We start from the raw sequence: 24088 nt of genomic DNA, 5'->3' as shown, positions 1-24088 counted from the left end.
CGGGCAAGACTGCAAAACTAGACGTCCAGCAGCAGACGGGTTGGATCTTCCAGCAGCTCTTTAATCGCGACCAGGAAGCCCACGGACTCGCGGCCGTCGATCAGGCGGTGGTCGTAAGAGAGCGCCAGGTACATCATCGGCAGGATCTCAACTTTACCGTCTACCGCCATCGGGCGATCTTTAATGGCATGCATACCCAGGATCGCGCTCTGCGGCGGGTTAATGATCGGGGTAGACATCAGCGAGCCGAATACGCCGCCGTTGGTAATGGTGAAGTTACCGCCGGTCAGGTCGTCTACGGTCAGCTTGCCGTCGCGGCCTTTAACAGCCAGCTCTTTAATGTTTTTCTCGATGTCAGCCATACCCAGGGTATCCACATCACGCAGAACCGGCGTTACCAGGCCGCGTGGAGTAGAAACCGCCATGCTGACGTCGAAATAGTTGTGGTAAACCACGTCATCGCCATCAATAGACGCGTTCACTTCCGGGTAGCGTTTCAGCGCTTCAACTACCGCTTTCACGTAGAAGGACATAAAGCCCAGACGGATACCGTGACGTTTTTCAAACGCGTCACCGTACTGCTTGCGCAGGTCCATGATTGGCTTCATGTTCACTTCGTTGAAGGTGGTCAGCATCGCGGTGGAGTTTTTCGCTTCCAGCAGACGCTCGGCCACGCGCTTGCGCAGGCGGGTCATCGGCACGCGTTTTTCGCTGCGGGCACCCAGAGCAGGCTGCGCTGCTGGTGCTGCCGCAGGGGCTTTCGCTTCTGCCTGAGCAGGCGCTTTCGCCAGGTGCTTATCGATGTCTTCGCGGGTCAGACGTCCGCCCACACCGGTGCCTTTGATGGCTGCCGGGTCGAGGCTGTGTTCAGCCAGCAGGCGACGGATCGCCGGGCTGAGGGCATCGTTAGACTGTTCTTCCAGAGAAGCCTGCTGGCGCTGAGCCGGCGTAGAGGCTTTCTCTTCAGATTTCGCGCTGGACTCTTTGCCCGCGCTGTTGCCTTCACGCAGGCGACCCAGGATCTGACGAGAGGTTACGGTGGTACCTTCATCTTCCAGCACCGCGTCCAGAACGCCATCCGCCGAAGCCGGTACTTCCAGTACCACTTTGTCAGTTTCGATTTCTACCAGCACTTCATCGCGCTTAACGGCATCGCCTGGTTTTTTGTGCCAGGTAGCGACGGTCGCATCTGCTACGGATTCAGGCAGGTCGGGAACAAGAATATCTACGCTACTCATTTTGTATCCTTTAATTAATCGACGTTCAGCGCGTCATTGACCAGATCTTGTTGCTGCTTCTGGTGAACGGACATATACCCTACCGCCGGAGAGGCGGAGGCCGGGCGACCTGCATAGCGCAGGGCTGACCCAAATGGAATCACTTCACGGAAATGATGCTGGCTGCAGTACCATGCGCCCTGGTTAAGCGGCTCTTCCTGGCACCAGACAAAATCATGTACGTGAGCATATTGTTTCAGCACTTCCTGCATCGCCTGATGCGGGAACGGATAAAGCTGTTCGATACGCACGATGGCGACATCTTTCTGATCGTTCTTGCGGCGCTGTTCCAGCAGGTCGTAATAAACCTTACCAGAACACATCACCACGCGCTTCACGCCCTGCGGATCCAGCTCGTCAATTTCACCGATGGCTGGCAGGAAGGTTCCGTTCGCCAGTTCTTCCAGGCTCGACACCGCCAGCGGGTGACGCAGCAGGGATTTCGGCGACATGACCACCAGCGGACGGCGCATACCGCGCAGCGCCTGACGACGCAGCATGTGGTACACCTGAGCCGGGGTGGACGGCACGCAGACCTGCATGTTCTGCTCGGCGCAGAGCTGCAGATAACGTTCCAGACGCGCGGAGGAGTGCTCCGGCCCCTGACCTTCATAACCGTGCGGCAGCAGCATTACCAGGCCACACATGCGGCCCCACTTCTGCTCGCCGGAGGAGATGAACTGGTCGATAACCACCTGCGCACCGTTGGCGAAGTCACCAAACTGCGCTTCCCAGATGGTCAGGGTGCGTGGTTCAGCGGTGGCATAACCGTATTCGAAGGCCAGCACCGCTTCTTCAGACAGCACGGAGTCCCAGACCTTGAACTGGCCCTGACCGTTGTGCACGTGCTGCAGCGGGGTGTAGGTTGAACCGTTGGACTGGTTGTGAACAACCGCGTGACGGTGGAAGAAGGTCCCACGGCCCGCATCTTCACCGGACAGACGAACAGGAATGCCTTCATCAACCAGCGTTGCGTAAGCCAGCGTTTCCGCGCCGCCCCAGTCGAACAGCTTCTCGCCTGCCGCCATAGACTGACGGTCAGCGTAGATTTTCTGCACGCGAGACTGCATCTCGATAGCGTCCGGTACGGTGCTGATGCGTTTAGCCAGCTCCTGCAGGCGCTTCATCTCAACCTTGTTCGGGTAGCTCTCATCCCACTCGTGGTTGAGGTACGGCGACCAGGTAAAGGAGTGCATGTTCATCGGGCGCAGCTCTTTGACCACGCATTCACCCGCATCCAGCGCGTCGCGGTAGAGGTTGACCATTTCGGTCGCATCTTCCAACGTCGTCACTTTGTCGCTCTCCAGCTTGTCAGCATAGATTTTGCGCGGGGTCGGGTGTTTTTTGATTTTCTGATACATCAACGGCTGGGTTGCACTTGGCTCGTCCGCTTCGTTGTGGCCGTGACGGCGGTAGCAGAAGAGGTCAATGAACACATCGCGTTTAAAGGTATTACGGAAGTCCAGCGCCAGACGGGTGACGAAAGCAACGGCTTCCGGGTCATCCGCGTTAACATGGAAGATCGGCGCCTGCACCATCTTACCGATGTCGGTGCAGTACGGGGTAGAACGCGCGTCAAGCGGGTTAGAGGTGGTGAAGCCCACCTGGTTATTGATCACGATGCGAACGGTACCGCCCACTTCGTAACCACGCGCTTTCGACATGTTCAGGGTTTCCTGAACCACGCCCTGCCCTGTTACCGCCGCATCGCCGTGGATGGTAATTGGCAGAACTTTATTGCTGCTCGGCTCGTCCAGACGATCCAGACGCGCACGCACGGAACCGATAACCACCGGGCTAACGATTTCCAGGTGTGACGGGTTAAACGCCAGCGCCAGGTGAACCAGACCGCCTTCGGTTTCGATATCCGACGAGAAGCCCATGTGGTACTTCACGTCGCCGGTGCCGAGGTGTTCTTTATGTTTGCCCGCGAATTCGTCGAACAGGTCCTGCGGTTTTTTACCCAGCACGTTGACCAGCACGTTCAGACGACCACGGTGCGCCATGCCCAGAACCACTTCACGGGTGCCGCTCTTGCCTGCGTGACGAATCAGCTCTTTCAGCATCGGCACCAGCGCATCGCCGCCTTCCAGCGAGAAGCGTTTTGCGCCCGGGAATTTCGCGCCCAGATAGCGCTCAAGCCCTTCCGCTGCGGTCAGTTCGTTCAGGAAGCGTTTTTTCTCGTCAGCCGAGAAGGTCGCGTGGCCCGCTACGGATTCGATGCGCTGCTGGATCCAGCGTTTCTCTTCGGTAGAGGTAATGTGCATGTATTCCGCGCCGATGGAGCCGCAGTAGGTTTGCTTGAGCGCGTCAATCAGATCGCCCAGCTTCATCGTGTCTTTGCCGATGGCAAAGGAACCTACGTTAAAGCTTTCCTGGAAATCGGCCTCGGTCAGATCGTGATATGCCGGATCGAGATCGGCCACACGGTCTTGTTTCCACAGTCCCAGCGGATCGAGATTCGCATGCTGGTGACCGCGGAAGCGATAAGCGTTGATAAGCTGCAGGACTTTAACCTGCTTCGCATTGGTGTCAGGGTCGGAAATCGCAGAAGAGTAACGTGAGGCATCCTTCGCCAGACGACGGAAATAATCACGTGTTTTGGAATGGAATTGATCCGGTTTGACCCCTGTGCCAGGCAACTGCTGGAACATGGAACGCCAGTTTGCGTCCACTGAGTCAGGATCGGTTAAGAAGTCTTCATAGAGCTGTTCAATCCAGCTCTGGTTTGCACCAGAAAGGAAAGAAGAGTCCAGCCAGGCTTTCATTGCGCCGTTCTGCATCGTGATCCCTTAAGCATTTTTATGCTTACTTTCGCCGTAGAAACTACCACGCACACCACGTGTACGTGCCGGGGTTCACCTGCGAGCTCTTTTCATTTGGCCCGCGAAGGAACCTTTAGAAACTGTCTAGACTTCAGGGCAGTTTTTAAAGGTTTCTGCAATTTGCCCGGTGGCGCTACGCTTACCGGGCCTACTGTTACGTAGGCCGGATAAGCGCAGCGCCATCCGGCGTTTCTACTTACGCACTGCGCTGCAGCAGCATCGACTTAATATGGCCGATGGCGCGCGTCGGGTTCAGCCCCTTCGGACACACACTGACGCAGTTCATGATGCTATGGCAGCGGAATACGCTGAAAGCGTCACTCAGTCCTTCCAGACGGCTGTCGGTTTCGGTGTCGCGGCTATCGATCAGGAAGCGATAGGCAGCCAGCAGACCGGCCGGGCCGATAAACTTGTCCGGGTTCCACCAGAACGACGGGCAGGACGTTGAACAGCATGCGCAGAGAATACACTCGTACAACCCATCGAGTTTTTCACGCTGCTCAGGAGACTGTAAGTGCTCGCGAGCGGGTGGATTTTGCCCATTATTCAATAAGTAAGGTTTAATCTTCTCATATTGTGCATAGAATTGCCCCATGTCTACCACCAAATCACGCACGACCGGAAGGCCTGGCAGAGGACGGATAACAATTTTCTGACCCGGACGCTGCAGCGCTGAAATTGGCGTGATGCAGGCCAGGCCATTTTTACCGTTCATGTTCACACCGTCAGAGCCACAAACCCCTTCACGGCAGGAGCGGCGGAACGACAGCGTAGGATCTTTTTCTTTCAGCTGGATTAACGCATCCAGCAGCATCATGTCGCGACCTTCTTCCGCTTCCAGGGTGTAGTCCTGCATACGCGGAGCGTCATCAACATCCGGGTTATAACGATAAACTGAGAATTCGAGTTTCATTATCCTGTCTCCGCATTAGTAAGTACGAATCTTCGGCGGGAACGCCGGACGCAGTTTCGGTTCCATGTTGACGCTACGACGCGTCATGGATTCCGACTCTGGCAGATACAGGGAATGGCACAGCCAGTTTTCGTCATCACGATCCGGGAAGTCGAAGCGGCTATGCGCGCCACGGCTTTCGGTACGGAAGTTTGCCGACATCGCCGTCGCGAACGCGGTTTCCATCAGGTTATCCAGCTCCAGGCACTCGACGCGCTGGGTGTTGAACTCGCTGGAGGTGTCGTCCAGACGGGCATTTTTCAGACGCTCGCGGATCGCTTTCAGCTGCTCAAGACCTTTAGCCATCGCGTCGCCTTCACGGAATACCGAGAAGTTGTGCTGCATACATTCCTGCAGCGCTTTACGGATTTCCACCGGATCTTCGCCGTTACGGTTACCGTTCCAGCGGTTGAGGCGCTCAAGAGAGGCATCAATTTCGTCGTCGGTCGCGTCACGCAGCGCGCCCTGCTCGGCAATGGACTCCTGCAGATGCAGACCCACTGCACGACCAAACACCACCAGGTCCAGCAGGGAGTTGCCGCCCAGACGGTTTGCACCGTGTACAGATACGCAGGCAATTTCGCCTACCGCGAACAGGCCAGGAATAACCACGTCTTCGCCCTGCTCGTTCACGGTCAGCGCCTGACCGGTCACTTTGGTCGGAATACCGCCCATCATGTAGTGGCAGGTTGGGATAACCGGAATAGGCTCTTTCACCGGGTCGACGTGTGCGAAGGTGCGGGACAGTTCCAGGATGCCCGGCAGACGGGATTCCAGAACCTCTTTACCCAGATGGTCGAGCTTCAGCTTGGCGTGTGGACCCCATGGGCCGTCACAGCCGCGGCCTTCACGGATTTCGATCATGATGGAACGCGCCACCACGTCACGACCCGCCAGGTCTTTCGCATTCGGGGCATAACGCTCCATGAAGCGCTCGCCGTGTTTGTTCAGCAGGTAGCCACCTTCACCGCGGCAGCCTTCTGTTACCAGAACGCCCGCACCGGCGATACCGGTTGGGTGGAACTGCCACATCTCCATATCCTGCACCGGCACGCCCGCGCGGATAGCCATACCGACACCGTCACCGGTGTTGATGTGGGCGTTGGTGGTGGACTGATAGATACGGCCTGCACCGCCGGTAGCCAGTACGGTAGCGCGGGCTTTGAAGTAAACCACTTCACCGGTTTCGATGCACAGCGCGGTACAGCCGACGATTGCGCCATCGGCGTTTTTCACCAGATCCAGCGCGTACCACTCGGAGAAGATGGTGGTGTGGTTTTTCAGGTTCTGCTGATACAGAGTGTGCAGCAGTGCGTGACCGGTACGGTCAGCCGCCGCCGCGGTGCGTGCCGCCTGCTCGCCGCCGAAGTTTTTCGACTGGCCGCCAAACGGACGCTGATAGATAGTGCCATTTTCCAGACGGGAGAACGGCAGCCCCATGTGGTCCAGCTCCAGAATCGCTTCCGGGCCGGTTTTACACATATATTCGATGGCATCCTGGTCGCCGATGTAGTCGGAACCTTTTACCGTGTCGTACATGTGCCATTCCCAGTTATCTTCATGGGAGTTACCCAGCGCAACGGTGATACCGCCCTGCGCAGACACAGTGTGGGAACGGGTCGGGAAAACTTTAGAGAGCAGCGCACAGGTCTGGCCGCTCTGGGAAATTTGCAGTGCGGCACGCATACCTGCGCCACCGGCACCAATTACAACAGCATCAAATTCTCTGACTGGCAGTTTCATTACACACCCCACACCACAACGAATCCATAAATAACGTAAACCACCAGTGCAACGACAATGGCCAGCTGCAGCGGGAGGCGAATCGCCAGCGGTTTAACGTAATCGGTCAACACCTGCCACATGCCAATCCACGCATGAATAAGGATGGAGAACAGAGCCAGCAGGGTGAACACTTTGGTGAAGGCGGATCCGAAGAACCCACTCCAGATTTCCCACGTCAGCGTGCCGCTGGTCGCGAAGAAACCGATCATATAGATGATGTAAAGAGTGAGAACGATGGCGGTAGCACGGACCAGAATGAAGTCATGTACGCCGTTGCGTCCTAATGCGGAGGCGTTGCTTACCATACGAGAACTCCTGCGAGAAGTGAAAGCACGACAGTAATCACAAATGAAATGTTAGCGGAGCGTTTCCCGGCTTCGAAAGTCTCTTCCAGGTAGCCAAAGTCCATCAGCATATGGCGGACACCCACAACAACGTGGTACGCCAGCGCGGTCAGAATGCCCCACATGATGAATTTCACGAAGAAGCTGTTCATGATGGCAGAGGCCTGGAGGAATCCTTCAGGGGAAGAGAGGCTGGTGCCCAGTAACCACAGCAAAATACCGACCGCCACAAACGTAATCACACCAGAAACACGGTGCAGAATGGACGCTATTGCTGTTACAGGGAACCGGATCGTTTTGAGATCCAGATTGACAGGTCTTTGTTTTTTCACATTTCTTATCATGAATAACGCCCACATGCTGTTCTTATTGTTTCCTTCCTCCGGACTGCGATGCGGGTCAAGCAGCGTTCCTTTTCTATAACTGCGCGTCATGCAAAACACTGCTTCCAGATGCTTAAACGACACGTTACAACGCTGGGTGGCTCGGGATTGCAGGGTGTTCCGGAGACCTGGCGGCAGTATAGGCCGTTCACAAAATCATTACAATTAACCTACATACAGTTTGTCGGGTTTTCTCTGGAACAGTGATCAGGGTCACGATAACAACATCTTTTTAATTTTTAATCATCTGATTTGACAAATGTTAAACAATATTGTTACAAACGTCATCAGAAAAGGCATATAATGCGCAAAAGTTATGAGGTCTCTCTTTCACCTGACAAATAGTTATGTAACAGTGTGATGGTATTGACCGAAGTTATCAGGACAGTTATTAGTGATATACAGGTTTGAATAATTCGGACTGCAAAAACGCTGATTTGCTGTTGTTTCACTGATATTTCATTCGTTTACCTGCAAGGCGCCATAGCTCTGTACCCTGGTTTGTCCTCGTGAGCTGAGCGGTAAGCCAAATAACAATCTGGTAACGGTGATTAACAGCTGAAAGCAAATCCGGTAAAGCGCAGTCTTAAGCATAAGGCGCTAAGGAGACCGTAAATGGCTGATACAAAGGCAACGCTCACCCTAAATGGTGACACTGCTATTGAACTGGATGTGCTAAAAGGCACGCTCGGTCAGGATGTTATTGATATCCGTACGCTGGGTTCTAAAGGTGTGTTCACCTTTGACCCTGGATTTACCTCTACCGCATCTTGCGAATCCAAAATCACCTACATTGACGGTGACGAAGGTATCCTGCTCCATCGCGGCTTCCCCATCGATCAGTTAGCCACCGAATCCAACTATCTGGAAGTGTGCTACATCCTGCTGAACGGCGAAAAACCGACGCAGGCGCAGTACGATGAATTCAAAACCACCGTGACCCGTCACACCATGATCCATGAGCAGATTACCCGTCTGTTCCATGCGTTCCGCCGTGACTCTCACCCGATGGCGGTGATGTGCGGTATCACCGGTGCGCTGGCGGCGTTCTACCACGACTCCCTTGACGTGAATAACCCGCGTCACCGTGATATCGCGGCGTTCCGCCTGCTGTCCAAAATGCCTACCATGGCGGCGATGTGCTACAAATACTCCATCGGCCAGCCGTTTGTGTATCCGCGCAACGACCTCTCCTACGCGGGTAACTTCCTGCGCATGATGTTCTCCACGCCGTGCGAAGAGTACGAAGTGAACCCGGTGCTGGAACGCGCGATGGACCGTATTCTGATCCTGCACGCTGACCACGAACAAAACGCATCTACCTCTACCGTCCGTACCGCGGGCTCTTCGGGCGCGAACCCGTTCGCCTGTATCGCTGCGGGCATCGCCTCCCTGTGGGGACCGGCGCACGGTGGCGCGAACGAAGCGGCACTGAAGATGCTGGAAGAGATCAGCACCGTTGAGCACATTCCTGAGTTCGTGCGTCGCGCGAAAGACAAGAATGACTCTTTCCGCCTGATGGGCTTCGGTCACCGTGTTTACAAAAACTACGACCCGCGCGCTACCGTCATGCGTGAGACCTGCCACGAAGTGCTGAAAGAGCTGGGTACCAAAGATGATCTGCTGGAAGTGGCGATGGAGCTGGAACACATCGCGCTGAACGACCCGTACTTCATCGAGAAGAAACTCTACCCGAACGTCGATTTCTACTCTGGCATTATTCTGAAAGCGATGGGCATTCCGTCTTCCATGTTCACCGTAATCTTCGCCATGGCCCGTACCGTAGGCTGGATTGCGCACTGGAACGAAATGCACAGCGAAGGCATGAAAATCGCCCGTCCTCGTCAGCTGTATACCGGCTACGAGCAGCGTGATTTTAAGTCTGATATCAAACGCTAAAAGACGTTGGGTGCGGCCTGATGCCCTCACCCCGGCCCTCTCCCACAGGGAGAGGGTGAAAACCTTAAAAACGGTAACCCCTGGGTTACCGTTTTACTTTTATTGCTGGCAAAAATGTAGGCCGGGTAAGGCGTAGCCGCCACCCGGCTTTTTTATTTTTGACAGTGCGGGCACCAGTAAAAGGGTCTCGAAGAAAGCATAATCCTGTCAATAATCCCGCCGCATCGCTCACACTTTTTCCCCGCCCGATGAAACACCTTGAACCGGAACAGCGCCCCGTGATGCGTGTTCTCATTCACCACGCCACGCGTGTTGTACGAGAGCCGCGGAATGTCCAGCAGCGCGTGGGATAGCGCCTCCAGCTGTTCGTCATTCAGCTCAGACGCTTTATGCTGCGCCGCCAGCCCGACTTCCCAGAGGATCTCTACCCGCAGGTAGTTACCCAGCCCGGCCAGAAAAGCCTGGTCGAGGAACAAACCGGAAAACTGTCGGTTACGGAATTTAGGTGATAACAGCCGGGCCTTCACGTCGCTCGCCGTCAGGCGCATGTCCAGCACGTCCGGCCCGACCCGCTGCAGAAACGGGTGCGTCAGCAGTTGCTCCGGCGTTAACATTTCGATATCCGACGCGCTATAGAGCAGGATCGCCTTATCCGCCGTTTGCAGCCGGACGCGCAGCACGCGGGTGGTTTGCGGCTGCTCGTCCGCCTCCACAACCCGCCAGACGCCGTAAAGCTGGTTATGGCTATATAACGTCAGGTTATGGGAAAAGTGCGTGAGCAAGGCCTTGCCGCGCGTTTCAATATGGGTCACCGTCTGGCCCACCAGCTGTGATTCAAACGGTTTCAGTTGAGGAAAAGCAAACCAGACATCCGTCAGGGGTTTGCCCTTTATCGCCGCCTCCAGGCTATCCGCCGCGCGGCGGATCTCCGGACCTTCAGGCATTTTTGTGTCCTTATCGTCATTATTCGGCGCTGACGAGGATACCCTCTTCAGAGAACGCTGCCCGCAAGCGGCGCGCGAACTGGAGCGCATGCTCGCCGTCGCCGTGTAAACATACCGTATCGGCCTGAACGTTTGCCGGTGTTCCATCCACGGCGGTCACCCGCCCGGCACGCACCATCTCCAGCGTCTGCGCCAGCGCCTTGCCTTCATCGGTAATCAGCGCCCCGGCCTGCGTCCTCGGCACCAGGCTGCCGTCCGGCTGGTATCCCCGATCGGCAAACACTTCCTGACGCGTGGTCAGGCCCAGCCGTTCTCCGGCGCGAATAAGCTCGCTGCCCGCAAGGCCTACCAGAATCAGCTGCGGATTACAGTCCCGCACCGCGCGGGCAATCGCCTCCGCCAGCGCCGGATCTTTCGCCGCCTGGTTATAGAGCATGCCGTGCGGCTTCACGTGGCGCATCACGCCGTTCTCAGCGCGCACTATCGCCTCTAGCGCGCCGATCTGGTAGAGCACCTGCGCGTAGACCGTCTCAGGGGGCAGATCCATCGCCGTACGGCCAAAGTTTTCCCGATCGGGAAAACTGGGGTGAGCCCCAATCGCGACGCCGTTTTTAATGGCATTACGCACGCTCTCCAGCATGGTTTGCGCATCGCCCGCGTGAAAGCCACAGGCGATATTTACCGAGGTGACCAGCGTCATCAATTCCGCATCAGCGCGGCTTCCCTCCCCCAGATCGGCGTTCAAATCAATCTTTACCATCAAGCCTCCACGCCAGCTGTTCGAGATAACGCTGCTGATCCTGCCGCGCCTTCAGCGCCTCCTCCAGCGAACACTGCACGAAGTGAATCGGCTGGCCGAGGGGAATTTGCGCCAGATGGTAGCGATCGGCTTCAATGATGCAGGCAATGCGCGGGTATCCGCCGGTAGTTTGCGCGTCGTTCATTAACACGATGGGCTGACCGTTCCCAGGCACCTGAATAACCCCCGGCAATAAACCGTGAGAGAGCAGTTCCCGGTCCGTCGTGCGGGTCAGCGGCTGACCCTGCAGGCGGTAGCCCATGCGGTTACTCTGCGGGCTGATCTTCCACGGCGCGCGCCAGAAGGACTCTTTAGAAGCCTCGTCAAACTCATGATATTCCGGCCCCGGTAAGGCGCGGATCTGGTTTCCCCACAGCAGCTGTTTTACGCCCTGCGTGGTCGAGAAATGGCGCGTGGAGGGTTTGATTGCCAGCCGATCGCCGTCGCGCAGCAAACGTCCTTCGTGACCGCCGATCCCGGCTTTCTGATCGGTACTGGACGAGCCCAGCACCTCCGGCACGTCGATGCCGCCCGCCACCGCGAGATAGCTACGCACGCCGTGCAGCGGACGTTTGAGCGTCAGGCGCTGACCGGCTTTCGCCCGCAGCCGCCACCCGGTCCACACCGCTTTGCCGTCCAGAGTCGCGTCACACCCCGCGCCGGTTAAGGCAAACCAGGTCTCCTGACTAAACTCAATGACGCACTGGCCGAGCGTAATTTCGAGCGCGGCCGTATTGCCGGGGTTGCCCACCAGCACGTTAGCAATCTCCAGCGCAGGCCTGTCCAGCGCGCCACAATAGCTCACGCCAGACTGGCGCATGCCAAAGCGGCCCGCATCCTGTACGGAGGTATAAAGCCCGGCGCGAATAAGCGTTAACATACCCCCTCCTTCTGCGGGATAAAGCGAAGGGTATCGCCGGGACGCAGGAGTATTGGCGTCTCCAGCCCCGGGTCAAATAACGGTGTGGCGGTATACCCAATAAGCTGCCAGCCGCCAGGCGATGTCAGCGGATAAACGCCGGTCTGCTCACCGCCGATAGCCACCGTCCCCGCCGGCACGCTCACGCGCGGCTCGGCACGGCGTGGCGTATGCAGCTGAGGGGATAATCCGCCCAGATACGGGAATCCGGGCTGAAACCCCAGGAACCAGACCACGTAGTCAACCGAGCTGTGCAGCTCAACAACCTGCTTTTCGGTTAATCCGCAGTGGTCTGCCACCACGCCGAGATCCGGCCCACCCGTACCGCCATAAACGACCGGGATCTCAATGGCGCGGGACTCCGGCTCCAGCGCCTCGCTCTCTTCCCACCAGCGCTGCAAACGCTCAATGGCATCCAGCGCCAGCGTATGCGGGCTACACAGCACCACGGTGATGTTATTCATCCCCGGAATGGCTTCAACCACCTCCGGTAGTTCGGCCAGACGCTGGGTCAGCCGCCAGATACGCTTTTGCGTGGCAAGCATCACCGGTGGTTCAAGCTCCAGAACCACGGCGGTTTCACCCAGAAGATAACAACGCGCTCGCTGCACTTAACTACCTCTCGTCAGGCTGGGTTAGGAATATCAATAAAGGTCACATCCAGATCGGTATTTTCCGTCAGCCACTCGCTGAGGGCGCGTATGCCGCCGCGCTCGGTGGCGTGATGGCCAGCCGCGTAAAAATGCAGCCCCTGTTCACGCGCCGAATGAATGGTCTGCTCGGAAACCTCGCCGGTGATAAAAGCATCGACGCCGAAACGCGCGGCGCTGTCGATAAAGCCCTGACCGCCGCCAGTACACCATGCGACACGCTTCACCGTATCCGGACCGGTATCACCACTCCACAGCGGACGACGGCCCAGGCGCGCTTCAATCCACGAGGCCAGCTCCAGCCCCGGAACCGGCATCGCCAGCTCGCCCCACGGCACCAGCGGCTCAATTTCGCCCATCACGGTAATCCCCAGTAGCTGCGCCAGCTGGACGTTGTTGCCGAGCTCCGGGTGCGCATCCAGCGGCAGGTGGTAGCCGTACAGGTTGATGTCATTTGCCAGCAGCGTTTTCAGGCGATTGCGCTTCATCCCGCGAATAATCGGCGATTCGTTTTTCCAGAAGTAACCGTGATGGACGATCACCGCGTCGGCGTTCTGACGAACGGCCTCGTCCAGCAGCGCCTGGCTTGCCGTTACGCCGGTAATTATTTTTTGCACCGTCTCGCGCCCCTCAACCTGGAGCCCGTTCGGGCCGTAATCGCTGAAGGAGGTACTGTTCAGTTTTTCGTTAATCAGGCTTTCCAGTTCGCTGTTTTTCATCATCACTCTCTTATGCTTTGCGGGCCGCTTCGTACGCCGCCAGCGTGGCGACACGCGCCTGTTTATGGTCGACAACCGGACGAGGGTAATCCAGCTTTACGCGCTGTTTATCCGCCCATGCCCACGGTTCGTGGATCGCTTTAGCAGGTATATCGTTAAGCTCAGGCACCCAGCGGCGGATAAACTCGCCGTCCGCATCAAATTTTTGTCCCTGAGTGGTCGGATTAAAAATCCGGAAATAGGGTGCGGCATCGGTGCCGGTGGAGGCCGCCCACTGCCAGCCGCCGTTATTCGCCGCGAGATCGCCATCGATCAGCTGAGAGATAAAATAGCGCTCTCCGATACGCCAGTCGATAAGCAGATCCTTCACCAGAAAGCTGGCAGTAATCATCCGCAGGCGGTTGTGCATCCACCCCGTCTCATTAAGCTGACGCATGGCGGCATCGACTATCGGATAGCCCGTCTGCCCGCTTTGCCAGGCTTTCAGCTGCTTATCATTCGATTGCCACTTTACATTATCGGTCCAGCCAATGAAGGGCCGATGCTTACACAAACCCGGATGAAAGGTCATCAGATGGCGGTAGAACTCGCGCCAGATAAGTTCATTCAGCCAGACAGACCCTGCGCCGCCCTCCAGCGCCTGCGGCTGCTCCGCCAGCAGACGATGCAAACACTGGCGCGGTGAGATCGCGCCCAGCGCCAGACAGGACGACAGGCGGCTGGTGCCCTCGATGGCGGGAAAATCCCGACGCGCGTCGTAATAGCCCGCGTCCTGCTTGCAGAACTGGCGCAGTTGGGCGATAGCCGCTTTCTCGTCGCCGGGGAACAGCGTTTCATCAAACGGCTGCTGAGGGTAATCAAACGTCAGCTCAGGCAGCTCTTTTATGGCTTCGCCTCGCACGGCAGGCGCGGCAACGCACTCCGGCAGCGCCTCTTTCAGACGTTTGATAAAGGCATTTTTGAACGGCGTAAAAACTTTATACATCTCGTGGTTGCCGGTCATCACGCTGCCCGGTGCCAGCATCACGCTGTCATCAAACCCTTCGCAGACCACCCCTTCCAGCATCTTCTCCAGCTGACGGTCGCGCTGCTGCTCGTTGAATTCGTACTGATAGTTGTAAAAAAGATGCGTGACCTTGTGCTGCTTACAGATCTCCCGCACCGTCTGCAGCTGTGCGGCAAAATCACCCACCTCTTTATAGAGAAGCGGTATGCCTTTTCCGGCGAGCGAGTGCTGCAGGTCGGTCAGATACGCACGCAGCAAGGCCGCCTGGCGGGGAGCCATATCGTGCTGCCGCCACTGCTCGGGCGTGGCTATAAACAGAGCCAGTACGTTAGCGTCTTTGTCGCGACAGGCCGCCGCGAGTGCGATGTTGTCATGTACGCGCAGGTCCGCGCGAAACCAAACCAGATGGGTGGGCATAAAACTCCAGGCAATTATCCATTATGTCCGTAAGGGCATGCCGTAAAAGGAAAAAGCATGCATTGAACTACTTTGCCATGAAGTGTAGACGGGATGAAATAAAAAAGGCCGCCCGAGGCGGCCTTAGCGCTACTTGTCCTGCGCTATCGTGGTTAACGCGACAAACCCATTCGGCTCATCGCTCTTTACAACGAGTACGCTGGCGACAATGAACGCGATGCAAAAATAGCGTTTCATTATGCGGTCCCTGCTGCTAACCGCTCCACCGTTCACCACCGGTGATAAGTCGGTGGACACAAGCCCGGGTAGGCGGGCTGCTTTACGGCTGTAAATACACCTTTCCCAGGACCGATGCCCATTTGCGAGATGGCGGAAAGGGACGCAGCATCATAATTAACATCCGCTGCGAAGGTAAGATACTCGAATAAAATTAGGAATTTATAAAGGCTTCGAGGGATTGCCATCTGCTTACAGGAGGGTATGATAAAAATCCCGGGTAGGGGCTGCAAGACCACCCAACGGACCGCGAATCCCGAGGGACAAAAAAACCGCCAACGTTATGTGGCGGTTTTTTTATTGCTATGTGTAGTCTTCGTATCAGTAGAAATCGCAGGTCGCTTTCTCGGCCTGATCCATCCACACCGGCTTCTCGCTGGTTTTCGCCCAGACGCGGTGCAGATAGCTGTAAAAACGTGCACGATCTTTCCAGAACAGCATCACCGGCAGAGCCAGCACGCCAGCCACTACGGCGAAAGCGCGGCGCAAGAACACGATATGAGCCGGATACTCTTTATAAAGATCCATATTTTCTCCCCTATAGTTGGCCGGAAACGTCATCCGGAAAATTCAAAATCTGTGACCTGGCTAAAATAATATCGCTTTGTTTGTAATTTTACTACTCATCCGACCACTTATTTTTATCCATTTAGTGAATATTTACATTCACGCCGTAATTAAGTTACAAAAAAGTTAACGATTTACTTATCAATAGTTAAATTGTGGGCTTTGCCATTTTTATACTTTTTTTACACCCGCCCTCCCCATTTTTGCGAAATCTTTGCGCCGGAAATCCTACCGTTAGTACAACAACGAAAGTCACCCGGAGGTGGATTGTGAGTGCAGGTCTTATTGCCGGCATCGTGCTGGTGTTCCTGTTATTGGGTTATCTGGTCTATGCCCTGATTAATGCGGAGGCCTTCTGATGGCTGCTCAGGCGTTTCTGCTTATTGCCAGCTTCTTAGTGGTACTGTTCGTTCTGGCAAGACCACTGGGAACAGGACTGGCACGATTGATCAACAACGTCCCCCTGCCCGGCACGGGAAGCGTTGAAAAAGGGATCTGGCGCGTACTGGGAATAGACGACCGGGAGATGAACTGGCGTCAGTATCTTATCGCCATTCTGCTGCTGAATATCGTTGGGCTCGTTGCGCTTTTTGCCATGCTGATGCTGCAGGGCATCCTGCCGCTGAATCCGCAACAGTTACCGGGCCTCTCCTGGCATCTTGCGCTGAACACGGCGGTGAGCTTTGTCACTAACACCAACTGGCAGTCCTACGCTGGTGAAACCACGCTGAGCTATTTCAGCCAGATGGTCGGGCTAACCGTGCAGAACTTCCTCTCGGCCGCCAGCGGTATCGCGGTGATCTTCGCGCTGACGCGTGCGTTTGCGCGTCAGAAAATCAATACCCTGGGTAACGCGTGGGTGGATCTGACCCGCATTACGCTGTGGATCCTGCTGCCGATTGCGCTGCTGATCGCGCTGTTCTTTATCCAACAGGGCACCCTGCAAAACCTGATGCCTTACGCGCCCTATACCTCGCTCGAAGGCGCAAAACAGCTCCTGCCGATGGGGCCAGTAGCGTCACAGGAAGCCATCAAAATGCTCGGGACGAACGGGGGTGGCTTCTTCAACGCCAACTCGTCGCATCCGTTTGAAAACCCTACCGCATTGACCGATTTTGTGCAGATGCTGGCGATTTTCCTGATCCCCGCCGCGATCTGCTTTGCCTTTGGTGACGTGGTCAACGATCGCCGTCAGGGCCGCACCCTGCTCTGGACCATGTCGCTGATCTTTGTGGTCTGCGCTGCGCTGGTGATGTGGGCCGAGTGGCAGGGTAATCCGCACTTCCTCTCGCTGGGTGCCGATAGCGCAATCAACATGGAAGGTAAAGAGAGCCGCTTTGGCATTCTCGCCAGCAGCCTCTATGCGGTGGTCACCACGGCGGCCTCCTGCGGGGCGGTCAACGCCATGCACGATTCCTTTACGGCGCTGGGTGGCATGATCCCGATGTGGCTGATGCAGATTGGCGAAGTCGTCTTTGGCGGCGTGGGCTCGGGTCTGTACGGCATGCTGCTGTTCGTGCTGCTGGCGGTATTTATTGCCGGTTTGATGATTGGCCGCACCCCGGAATACCTCGGTAAAAAAATCGACGTTCGCGAGATGAAATTAACCGCGCTGGCGATTCTGGTCACCCCTGCGCTTGTGCTGCTCGGCACCGCGCTGGCGCTGATGACCGAGGCCGGACGCAGCGGCATCTTTAACCCCGGCATTCACGGTTTTAGCGAAGTGCTGTATGCCGTCTCCTCTGCCGCCAACAACAACGGCAGCGCCTTTGCGGGCCTAAGCGCCAACTCACCGTTCTGGAACTGTCTGCTGGCGTTCTGCATGTTTGTGGGCCGCTTCGGGATCATTGTGCCGGTCATGGCGATTGCCGGATCGCTGGTGAATAAAAAAATTCAACCGACCACCACCGGGACATTACCGACCCACGGCGCGCTGTTTATCGGCCTGCTGACGGGCACCGTGTTGCTGGTCGGCGCCCTGACCTTTATCCCCGCCCTCGCGTTAGGCCCGGTCGCGGAATACCTCTCTTTACGCTGATTTTGCGGAGAAATTGTCATGAGTCGTAAACAACTGGCCCTGTTCGAACCGTCATTAGTTCGCCAGGCGCTCATGGATGCGGTGAAAAAGCTGAGCCCGCGCGTGCAGTGGCACAACCCGGTGATGTTTATTGTCTGGGCGGGAAGCGTCCTGACCACCGCCCTGGCGATTGCCATGGGTACGGGCCACATGCCGGGGAATGCGATGTTTACCGGTGCCATCAGCCTGTGGCTGTGGTTTACCGTGCTGTTCGCCAACTTTGCGGAAGCGCTGGCGGAAGGCCGGAGTAAAGCCCAGGCCAACAGCCTGAAAGGGGTGAAGAAAACCGCCTTCGCGCGCAAGCTACGTGAACCAAAATACGGCGCGCAGATGGACCACGTTCCGGCGGATGAACTGCGCAAAGGCGATGTGGTGCTGGTGGAAGCCGGGGACATTATCCCTTGCGACGGTGAAGTCATCGAAGGGGGCGCCTCGGTGGATGAAAGCGCCATTACCGGGGAGTCCGCGCCGGTGATCCGCGAATCCGGCGGCGATTTCGCCTCCGTGACAGGCGGGACGCGCATTCTCTCCGACTGGCTGGTGATCCAGTGTAGCGTTAACCCGGGGGAAACCTTCCTCGACCGGATGATCGCCATGGTGGAAGGCGCGCAGCGTCGTAAAACGCCGAACGAGATTGCCCTGACTATCCTGCTGGTGGCCCTGACCATCGTCTTCCTGCTGGCAACCGCGACGCTGTGGCCGTTCTCCGCCTATGGCGGCACCGCGGTCACCATCACGGTGCTGGTGGCGCTGCTGGTCTGCCTGATCCCAACCACCATTGGTGGCCTGCTGTCAGCCATCGGCGTGGCCGGCATGAGCCGTATGCTCGGTGCCAACGTCATCGCCACCAGCGGGCGTGCGGTTGAAGCTGCCGGTGACGTGGACGTCTTACTGCTGGATAAAACCGGGACCATTACCCTCGGTAACCGCCAGGCGTCAGATTTCCTGCCCGCCCCGGGCGTGGACGAAAAAACGCTGGCGGATGCCGCACAGCTCTCGTCGCTTGCCGATGAAACTCCGGAAGGCCGCAGTATCGTGATCCTCGCCAAGCAGCGTTTTAACCTGCGCCAGCGCGACGTTCAGAGCCTGCATGCCACTTTCGTGCCCTTCACGGCGCAAACCCGCATGAGCGGCATTAACATTCAGGATCGCATGATCCGTAAAGGCTCTGTTGACGCCATACGTCGCCACATTGAGGCCAACAACGGCCACTTCCCACCGGAAGTGGACAGCCTGGTCGAAAGCGTTGCCCGTCAGGGGGCGACGCCGCTGGTGGTGGCCGAAGGGGCACACGTGCTGGGGGTGATTGCCCTGAAGGATATCGTCAAAGGCGGCATCAAGGAGCGCTTTGCCCAGCTGCGTAAAATGGGGATCAAAACGGTGATGATCACCGGGGATAACCGTCTTACCGCCGCGGCGATTGCCGCCGAAGCGGGCGTGGATGACTTTCTTTCTGAAGCCACACCGGAAGCGAAACTGGCTCTGATTCGTCAGTATCAGGCGGAAGGCCGCCTGGTGGCGATGACGGGCGACGGTACCAACGACGCCCCTGCCCTGGCGCAGGCCGACGTGGCGGTGGCAATGAACTCCGGTACCCAGGCGGCAAAAGAGGCGGGCAACATGGTCGACCTCGACTCTAACCCGACCAAGCTGATTGAAGTGGTGCACATTGGTAAGCAGATGCTGATGACGCGCGGGTCGCTGACCACGTTCAGTATCGCCAACGACGTGGCGAAATATTTCGCCATCATTCCGGCGGCGTTTGCTGCGACCTACCCGCAATTAAACGCGTTGAACGTGATGCACCTGCACTCTCCGGCATCGGCCATTTTGAGCGCAGTGATCTTTAACGCCCTGATTATTGTCTTCCTGATCCCGCTGGCGCTGAAAGGCGTGAGCTATAAGCCGCTCACCGCCGCCGCCATGCTGCGCCGCAACCTGTGGATTTACGGCTTGGGCGGGCTGGTGGTGCCCTTCATCGGTATCAAGGTTATCGACCTGCTGTTGACGCTGTTCGGCCTGGTTTAAAAGGTGAATCAAATGACGATGTTACGCCCCGCTATACTTCTGTTTATTCTGCTGTCTCTCATTACCGGCGGGCTGTACCCGCTGGTGACCACCGCGCTGGGCCAGTGGTGGTTTAAGGATCGGGCCAACGGCTCGCTGATTATGCAAAGCGGTGAAAACCGCGGTTCGCGCCTGATTGGCCAGAACTTTACGGATGCCCGTTACTTCCAGGGACGCCCTTCCGCCACTGCCGAAAGCCCGTATAATCCGATGGCATCCGGCGGCAGCAACCTGGCGGGCAGCAACCCTGAGCTGGACAAAGCCGTTGCTGAGCGCGTGGCAGCCCTGCGCGCCGCTAATCCGCAGGCCAGCCGTGAGGTACCCGTCGAGCTGGTGACCGCCTCGGCCAGCGGGCTGGACTACAGCCTGACGCCGGCAGCAGCGGCATGGCAGATCCCGCGCGTCGCCGCGGCCCGTCAGCTGACCGTCGAACAGGTTAGCCAGCTGGTTGCAGAGCACACGCAAAAGCCGCTGGTCAGCTTTATCGGCATGCCCGTGGTGAATATTGTTGAGCTGAATCTGGCGCTGGACGCGCTAAGGAAAAACTAAATGACCGACGAGCCCATGCGCCCGGATCCGGACAGGCTGCTTGAACAGACGGCCGAAGCCCATCGCGGCAAACTGAAAATTTTCTTTGGCGCCTGCGCAGGCGTCGGGAAAACCTTCGCCATGCTGACGGAAGCCCAGCGGCTTCGGGCGCAGGGGCTCGATATTTTAATTGGCGTGGTTGAAACCCACGGACGTAAAGAGACGGCATCGCTGCTGAAGGGGCTGGCTACCCAGCCGCCCCGTCGCATCAGCCACCGCGGTCGGCTAGTCACCGAATTCGATCTCGATGCCGCCCTCGCCCGCCGTCCCGCCCTTATCCTGATGGACGAACTGGCGCACAGCAATGCGCCAGGCTCACGCCATCCAAAACGCTGGCAGGATGTAGAAGAGCTGCTCGAAGCCGGCATCGATGTTTTCACGACGGTTAACGTTCAGCATCTCGAAAGCCTGAACGACGTGGTCAGCGGCGTCACCGGCATTCAGGTGCGCGAGACGGTGCCCGATCCCTTCTTTGATTCCGCCGATGAAGTGGTGCTGGTTGACCTGCCCCCTGACGATTTGCGCCAGCGCCTGCATGAAGGCAAAGTCTATATCGCCGGCCAGGCCGAGCGCGCCATCGAACATTTCTTCCGTAAAGGTAACCTGATTGCCCTGCGCGAGCTGGCCCTGCGTCGTACTGCCGATCGCGTCGACGATCAGATGCGCGCCTGGCGCGACCTGCAGGGCCAGGAACGCGTCTGGCACACGCGAGACGCCATTCTGCTGTGCGTGGGGCACGGCAGCGGCAATGAAAAGCTTGTCCGCACCGCCGCTCGCCTGGCGGCTAAATTTGGCAGCGTCTGGCATGCGGTGTATGTCGAAACGCCGCAGCTGCACGCTCTGCCCGAAAACCAGCGTCGCGCGATATTGAGTTCGCTTCGCCTGGCGCAGGAGCTGGGTGCCGAAACCGCCACCCTTTCCGACCCACAGGAAGATAAAGCCATTTTGCGCTACGCCCGTGAGCACAATCTGGGAAAAATCGTGATTGGCCGTCGCCAGCATCGCCGCTGGTTTAGCCGCGAATCCTTTGCCGACAAGCTGGCCCACCGCGCACCGGATCTGGACCTGGTGATCGTGGCGCTGGATGATAAGCCCACGCAGCTACCCAGCCGTGCGCCGGACAGCCGTGCCTTCAGCGATAAATGGCGCATTCAGCTGCGCGGCTGCCTTGTCGCCGTCGTGCTCTGCGCCCTGATTACCGTGATTGCCAGCCAGTGGCTGATCGCGTTTGATGCCGCCAACCTGGTGATGATCTACCTGCTTGGCGTAGTGGTGGTGGCGCTCTTTTACGGGCGCTGGCCGTCGGTACTGGCGACGGTCATCAACGTCATCAGCTTCGATCTGTTCTTTATTGCCCCGCGCGGGACGCTCGCGGTGTCGGACGTACAGTACATTCTCACCTTCGCGGTAATGCTCACCGTCGGGCTGGTGATCGGGAATCTGACGGCGGGCGTGCGCTACCAGGCGCGTATTGCCCGCTATCGCGAACAGCGCACGCGCCATCTCTATGAGATGTCGAAATCGCTGGCGGTGGGCCGCACGCCGCTGGATATCGTGCAGACCAGCGAGCAGTTTATTCGCTCGACGTTTCATGCCAGCAACCTGATTTTACTCCCGGACGAACACGGCAGACTGCGCCCGCTGACGTCGGCCTCAGGCATGACGCCCTGGGACGAAGCCATCGCGCGCTGGAGCTTTGATAAAGGGTTACCTGCGGGCGCAGGGACCGACACCCTGCCCGGCGTGCCCTATCAAATTCTGCCGCTGCGCAGTGCCGATAAAAATCAGGGGCTGGTGATTGTTGAGCCCTCAAACCTACGCCAGCTGATGATCCCCGAACAGCAGCGGCTGCTGGAGACCTTTACGCTGCTGGTTGCCAGCGCGCTGGAGCGGTTGGCCCTCACCGCCAGCGAAGAACAGGCCCGGCTGGCGAGCGAGCGTGAAAGCATTCGTAACTCGCTGCTGGCGGCGCTCTCTCACGATCTGCGAACTCCGCTCACCGTCCTGTTTGGTCAGTCAGAAATCCTGACGCTGGACCTGGCGGCGGAAGGCTCTAAACACGCCCTTCAGGCCAGCGAAATCCGCCAGCATGTGCTGAATACCACGCGCCTGGTGAATAACCTGCTCGATATGGCGCGTATCCAGTCAGGCGGTTTTAACCTCAAAAAAGAGTGGCTCACGCTTGAAGAGGTGGTGGGCAGCGCCCTGAAAATGCTCGAACCCGGCCTGGGCGGGCGGCATATTGCGCTGAACATGCCCGAGCCCCTGACCTTAATTCACGTTGATGGTCCGCTGTTTGAACGGGTGCTGATCAACCTGCTGGAAAATGCCGGCAAATATGCGGGCGCCAGCGCGCAAATTGGGGTGGATGCGACGGTGGACGACGGCACGCTTCGCCTTGACGTCTGGGATACCGGACCGGGCATTCCCGCCGGGCAGGAGTTGGCTATTTTCGAAAAATTCGCGCGCGGCAATAAGGAGTCGGCCATTCCGGGCGTCGGGCTGGGGCTGGCCATTTGTCAGGCAATCATTGACGTCCACGGTGGGTCCATCTCCGCAGAGAATCGTCCCGAAGGCGGCGCGCGGTTTTGTGTTACACTTCCTCTGGAAACCCCGCCAGAACTTAATGAATTACCAGAGGATTTGTGATCAACGTTCTGATTGTTGAAGATGAGATCGCCATTAGCCGTTTTCTGCGCGCTGCGCTGGAAGGGGACGGTCTGCGCGTTCATGATGCGGGTACGCTTCAGCGGGGTTTAATTGAAGCCGCCACCCGCAAGCCGGACCTGGTGATCCTCGATCTTGGTCTGCCGGACGGCGACGGCATCGACTTTATCCGGGAAGTGCGTCAGTGGAGCCAGATGCCGATCCTCGTGCTCTCCGCCCGTACGGAAGAGACGGATAAAATCGCGGCGCTGGATGCCGGTGCAGATGACTATCTGATTAAACCTTTTGGTATCGGCGAGCTACAGGCTCGCCTTCGCGTGGCGCTGCGTCGCCACAGCGCAACCACGCCTGCTGACCCAACCTACACGTTTGGGGATATCCGGGTTGACCTGGCCGCGCGGCGCATTGTGCGCGGCGATGAGGAAATTCACCTCACGCCAATAGAATTTCGCCTGCTCGCCGTTCTGCTCAACAACCACGGCAAGGTTCTCACCCAACGCCAGCTGCTAAGTCAGGTGTGGGGGCCCAACGCGGTGGAACATAGTCATTATTTACGCATATATATGGGACATCTTCGTCAGAAACTCGAAGTTGACCCCGCTCGCCCTCGCCATTTATTAACTGAAACCGGTATCGGTTATCGGTTTATGCTTTGAATAACTATTCATTTTATTTTAAATACAAACTAAATCTCTCAGAAAATATTTCATAAATAACCCACACATTATTTTTGCGGGTTATTCTTGCTCATTTAAAACATTGGCAACACAACCTGTTAACGTAACACCAACAAATCAGAATTTTGATCTGCGATATTCATCTAAAACGAATATTTATTTCTGATTTGATCGGTTAACGGTGATCTACCTCACGGTTAATCGCCTTTCTCTGGATAAAATGACCATGCTTTCAATTACTGAAAGGAAA

20 protein-coding genes are annotated in these 24088 nt (G+C 57.2%); 7 read left to right on the top strand and 13 right to left on the bottom strand.

Annotated elements, in window-relative coordinates; all coding sequences use genetic code 11:
* Positions 1-17 precede the first annotated feature (17 nt).
* From odhB to sdhC, 6 genes are all read right to left on the bottom strand, one after another.
* A complete protein-coding gene (odhB, locus tag P346_RS06650; protein ID WP_008501093.1) occupies positions 18-1238 on the bottom strand; it encodes a 2-oxoglutarate dehydrogenase complex dihydrolipoyllysine-residue succinyltransferase in 1221 nt (406 codons plus the stop codon).
* A gap of 14 nt (positions 1239-1252) precedes the next feature.
* Entirely contained in the window at positions 1253-4060 is a 2808-nt protein-coding gene (sucA, locus tag P346_RS06655; protein WP_029741595.1) for a 2-oxoglutarate dehydrogenase E1 component, read from the bottom strand.
* 238 nt (positions 4061-4298) lie between these two features.
* Positions 4299-5015 (bottom strand): succinate dehydrogenase iron-sulfur subunit SdhB, encoded by a 717-nt coding sequence (gene sdhB / locus P346_RS06660; protein WP_008501090.1) that lies wholly within the window; start codon positions 5013-5015, stop codon positions 4299-4301.
* Between the two features lie 15 nt (positions 5016-5030).
* Entirely contained in the window at positions 5031-6797 is a 1767-nt protein-coding gene (sdhA, locus tag P346_RS06665) for a succinate dehydrogenase flavoprotein subunit (RefSeq protein ID WP_023310789.1), read from the bottom strand.
* Positions 6797-7144 carry a succinate dehydrogenase membrane anchor subunit gene (sdhD, locus tag P346_RS06670; RefSeq protein ID WP_008501088.1) on the bottom strand — a complete coding sequence of 116 codons (348 nt, stop codon included), beginning with the start codon at positions 7142-7144 and terminating at the stop codon, positions 6797-6799. The genes sdhA and sdhD overlap by 1 nt, the downstream gene beginning before the upstream one ends.
* Positions 7138-7542, bottom strand: a complete 405-nt coding sequence (sdhC, locus tag P346_RS06675) for a succinate dehydrogenase cytochrome b556 subunit (RefSeq protein WP_020684965.1) — start codon at positions 7540-7542, stop codon at positions 7138-7140. Before sdhC ends, sdhD begins: the two co-directional genes overlap by 7 nt.
* Before the next feature lie 639 nt (positions 7543-8181).
* Between sdhC and P346_RS06680 the strand changes: the two genes are divergently transcribed.
* Positions 8182-9465 (top strand): citrate synthase, encoded by a 1284-nt coding sequence (locus tag P346_RS06680; RefSeq protein WP_023334930.1) that lies wholly within the window; start codon positions 8182-8184, stop codon positions 9463-9465.
* Between the two features lie 152 nt (positions 9466-9617).
* Here the strand turns inward: P346_RS06680 and nei are convergent, their stop codons facing one another.
* The 7 genes from nei to P346_RS06715 all read right to left on the bottom strand — a co-directional run bounded on the left by nei (position 9618) and on the right by P346_RS06715 (position 15723).
* On the bottom strand, positions 9618-10409 hold the full coding sequence (nei, locus tag P346_RS06685) for an endonuclease VIII (RefSeq protein WP_032661141.1): 792 nt from the start codon (positions 10407-10409) through the stop codon (positions 9618-9620).
* A 19-nt stretch (positions 10410-10428) separates the two neighbouring features.
* Positions 10429-11169, bottom strand: a complete 741-nt coding sequence (pxpA, locus tag P346_RS06690; RefSeq protein WP_032661138.1) for a 5-oxoprolinase subunit PxpA — start codon at positions 11167-11169, stop codon at positions 10429-10431.
* On the bottom strand, positions 11156-12088 hold the full coding sequence (pxpC, locus tag P346_RS06695) for a 5-oxoprolinase subunit PxpC (protein WP_032661136.1): 933 nt from the start codon (positions 12086-12088) through the stop codon (positions 11156-11158). Before pxpC ends, pxpA begins: the two co-directional genes overlap by 14 nt.
* Complete coding sequence (gene pxpB / locus P346_RS06700; RefSeq protein ID WP_032661133.1) at positions 12082-12738, bottom strand: 5-oxoprolinase subunit PxpB; 657 nt, start codon at positions 12736-12738, stop codon at positions 12082-12084. Before pxpB ends, pxpC begins: the two co-directional genes overlap by 7 nt.
* Before the next feature lie 14 nt (positions 12739-12752).
* A complete protein-coding gene (locus tag P346_RS06705) occupies positions 12753-13496 on the bottom strand; it encodes a type 2 GTP cyclohydrolase I (protein ID WP_023310783.1) in 744 nt (247 codons plus the stop codon).
* A gap of 10 nt (positions 13497-13506) precedes the next feature.
* Complete coding sequence (gene phrB, locus P346_RS06710) at positions 13507-14919, bottom strand: deoxyribodipyrimidine photo-lyase (RefSeq protein ID WP_032661131.1); 1413 nt, start codon at positions 14917-14919, stop codon at positions 13507-13509.
* 597 nt (positions 14920-15516) lie between these two features.
* Positions 15517-15723 carry a YbfA family protein gene (locus P346_RS06715; protein WP_023310781.1) on the bottom strand — a complete coding sequence of 69 codons (207 nt, stop codon included), beginning with the start codon at positions 15721-15723 and terminating at the stop codon, positions 15517-15519.
* Positions 15724-16031: 308 nt separating this feature from the next.
* Here P346_RS06715 and kdpF point away from each other — a divergent pair, with 308 nt between their 5' ends.
* From kdpF to kdpE, 6 genes are read left to right on the top strand one after another with little or no spacing between them, the layout of a single operon-like run.
* Positions 16032-16121 carry a K(+)-transporting ATPase subunit F gene (kdpF, locus tag P346_RS22665; protein ID WP_014069365.1) on the top strand — a complete coding sequence of 30 codons (90 nt, stop codon included), beginning with the start codon at positions 16032-16034 and terminating at the stop codon, positions 16119-16121.
* Positions 16121-17800: a potassium-transporting ATPase subunit KdpA gene (gene kdpA, locus P346_RS06720; RefSeq protein WP_032661128.1), complete on the top strand. Its 1680-nt coding sequence runs from the start codon at positions 16121-16123 to the stop codon at positions 17798-17800. The genes kdpF and kdpA overlap by 1 nt, the downstream gene beginning before the upstream one ends.
* Positions 17801-17818: 18 nt before the next feature.
* Positions 17819-19867 carry a potassium-transporting ATPase subunit KdpB gene (kdpB, locus tag P346_RS06725; protein ID WP_023310779.1) on the top strand — a complete coding sequence of 683 codons (2049 nt, stop codon included), beginning with the start codon at positions 17819-17821 and terminating at the stop codon, positions 19865-19867.
* Positions 19868-19879: 12 nt separating this feature from the next.
* A complete protein-coding gene (gene kdpC, locus P346_RS06730; protein ID WP_032661126.1) occupies positions 19880-20455 on the top strand; it encodes a potassium-transporting ATPase subunit KdpC in 576 nt (191 codons plus the stop codon).
* Complete coding sequence (kdpD, locus tag P346_RS06735; protein WP_032661125.1) at positions 20456-23143, top strand: two-component system sensor histidine kinase KdpD; 2688 nt, start codon at positions 20456-20458, stop codon at positions 23141-23143.
* Positions 23140-23817 (top strand): two-component system response regulator KdpE, encoded by a 678-nt coding sequence (gene kdpE / locus P346_RS06740; protein ID WP_024908812.1) that lies wholly within the window; start codon positions 23140-23142, stop codon positions 23815-23817. Before kdpD ends, kdpE begins: the two co-directional genes overlap by 4 nt.
* The last annotated feature ends 271 nt before the right edge of the window (positions 23818-24088 follow it).

Source organism: Enterobacter sp. DC1 (assembly GCF_000568075.1).
GTDB lineage: Bacteria > Pseudomonadota > Gammaproteobacteria > Enterobacterales > Enterobacteriaceae > Enterobacter > Enterobacter asburiae.
This window is presented reverse-complemented; position numbering and strand designations above follow the sequence as displayed.

Bases quoted from the DNA above. Each gene is read 5' to 3' on its own strand.
- odhB (WP_008501093.1), bottom strand. From the start codon at position 1,238: ATGAGTAGCGTAGATATTCTTGTTCCCGACCTGCCTGAATCCGTAGCA.
- sucA (WP_029741595.1), bottom strand. From the start codon at position 4,060: ATGCAGAACGGCGCAATGAAAGCCTGGCTGGACTCTTCTTTCCTTTCT.
- sdhB (WP_008501090.1), bottom strand. From the start codon at position 5,015: ATGAAACTCGAATTCTCAGTTTATCGTTATAACCCGGATGTTGATGAC.
- sdhA (WP_023310789.1), bottom strand. From the start codon at position 6,797: ATGAAACTGCCAGTCAGAGAATTTGATGCTGTTGTAATTGGTGCCGGT.
- sdhD (WP_008501088.1), bottom strand. From the start codon at position 7,144: ATGGTAAGCAACGCCTCCGCATTAGGACGCAACGGCGTACATGACTTC.
- sdhC (WP_020684965.1), bottom strand. From the start codon at position 7,542: ATGTGGGCGTTATTCATGATAAGAAATGTGAAAAAACAAAGACCTGTC.
- P346_RS06680 (WP_023334930.1), top strand. From the start codon at position 8,182: ATGGCTGATACAAAGGCAACGCTCACCCTAAATGGTGACACTGCTATT.
- nei (WP_032661141.1), bottom strand. From the start codon at position 10,409: ATGCCTGAAGGTCCGGAGATCCGCCGCGCGGCGGATAGCCTGGAGGCG.
- pxpA (WP_032661138.1), bottom strand. From the start codon at position 11,169: ATGGTAAAGATTGATTTGAACGCCGATCTGGGGGAGGGAAGCCGCGCT.
- pxpC (WP_032661136.1), bottom strand. From the start codon at position 12,088: ATGTTAACGCTTATTCGCGCCGGGCTTTATACCTCCGTACAGGATGCG.
- P346_RS06705 (WP_023310783.1), bottom strand. From the start codon at position 13,496: ATGAAAAACAGCGAACTGGAAAGCCTGATTAACGAAAAACTGAACAGT.
- phrB (WP_032661131.1), bottom strand. From the start codon at position 14,919: ATGCCCACCCATCTGGTTTGGTTTCGCGCGGACCTGCGCGTACATGAC.
- P346_RS06715 (WP_023310781.1), bottom strand. From the start codon at position 15,723: ATGGATCTTTATAAAGAGTATCCGGCTCATATCGTGTTCTTGCGCCGC.
- kdpA (WP_032661128.1), top strand. From the start codon at position 16,121: ATGGCTGCTCAGGCGTTTCTGCTTATTGCCAGCTTCTTAGTGGTACTG.
- kdpB (WP_023310779.1), top strand. From the start codon at position 17,819: ATGAGTCGTAAACAACTGGCCCTGTTCGAACCGTCATTAGTTCGCCAG.
- kdpC (WP_032661126.1), top strand. From the start codon at position 19,880: ATGACGATGTTACGCCCCGCTATACTTCTGTTTATTCTGCTGTCTCTC.
- kdpD (WP_032661125.1), top strand. From the start codon at position 20,456: ATGACCGACGAGCCCATGCGCCCGGATCCGGACAGGCTGCTTGAACAG.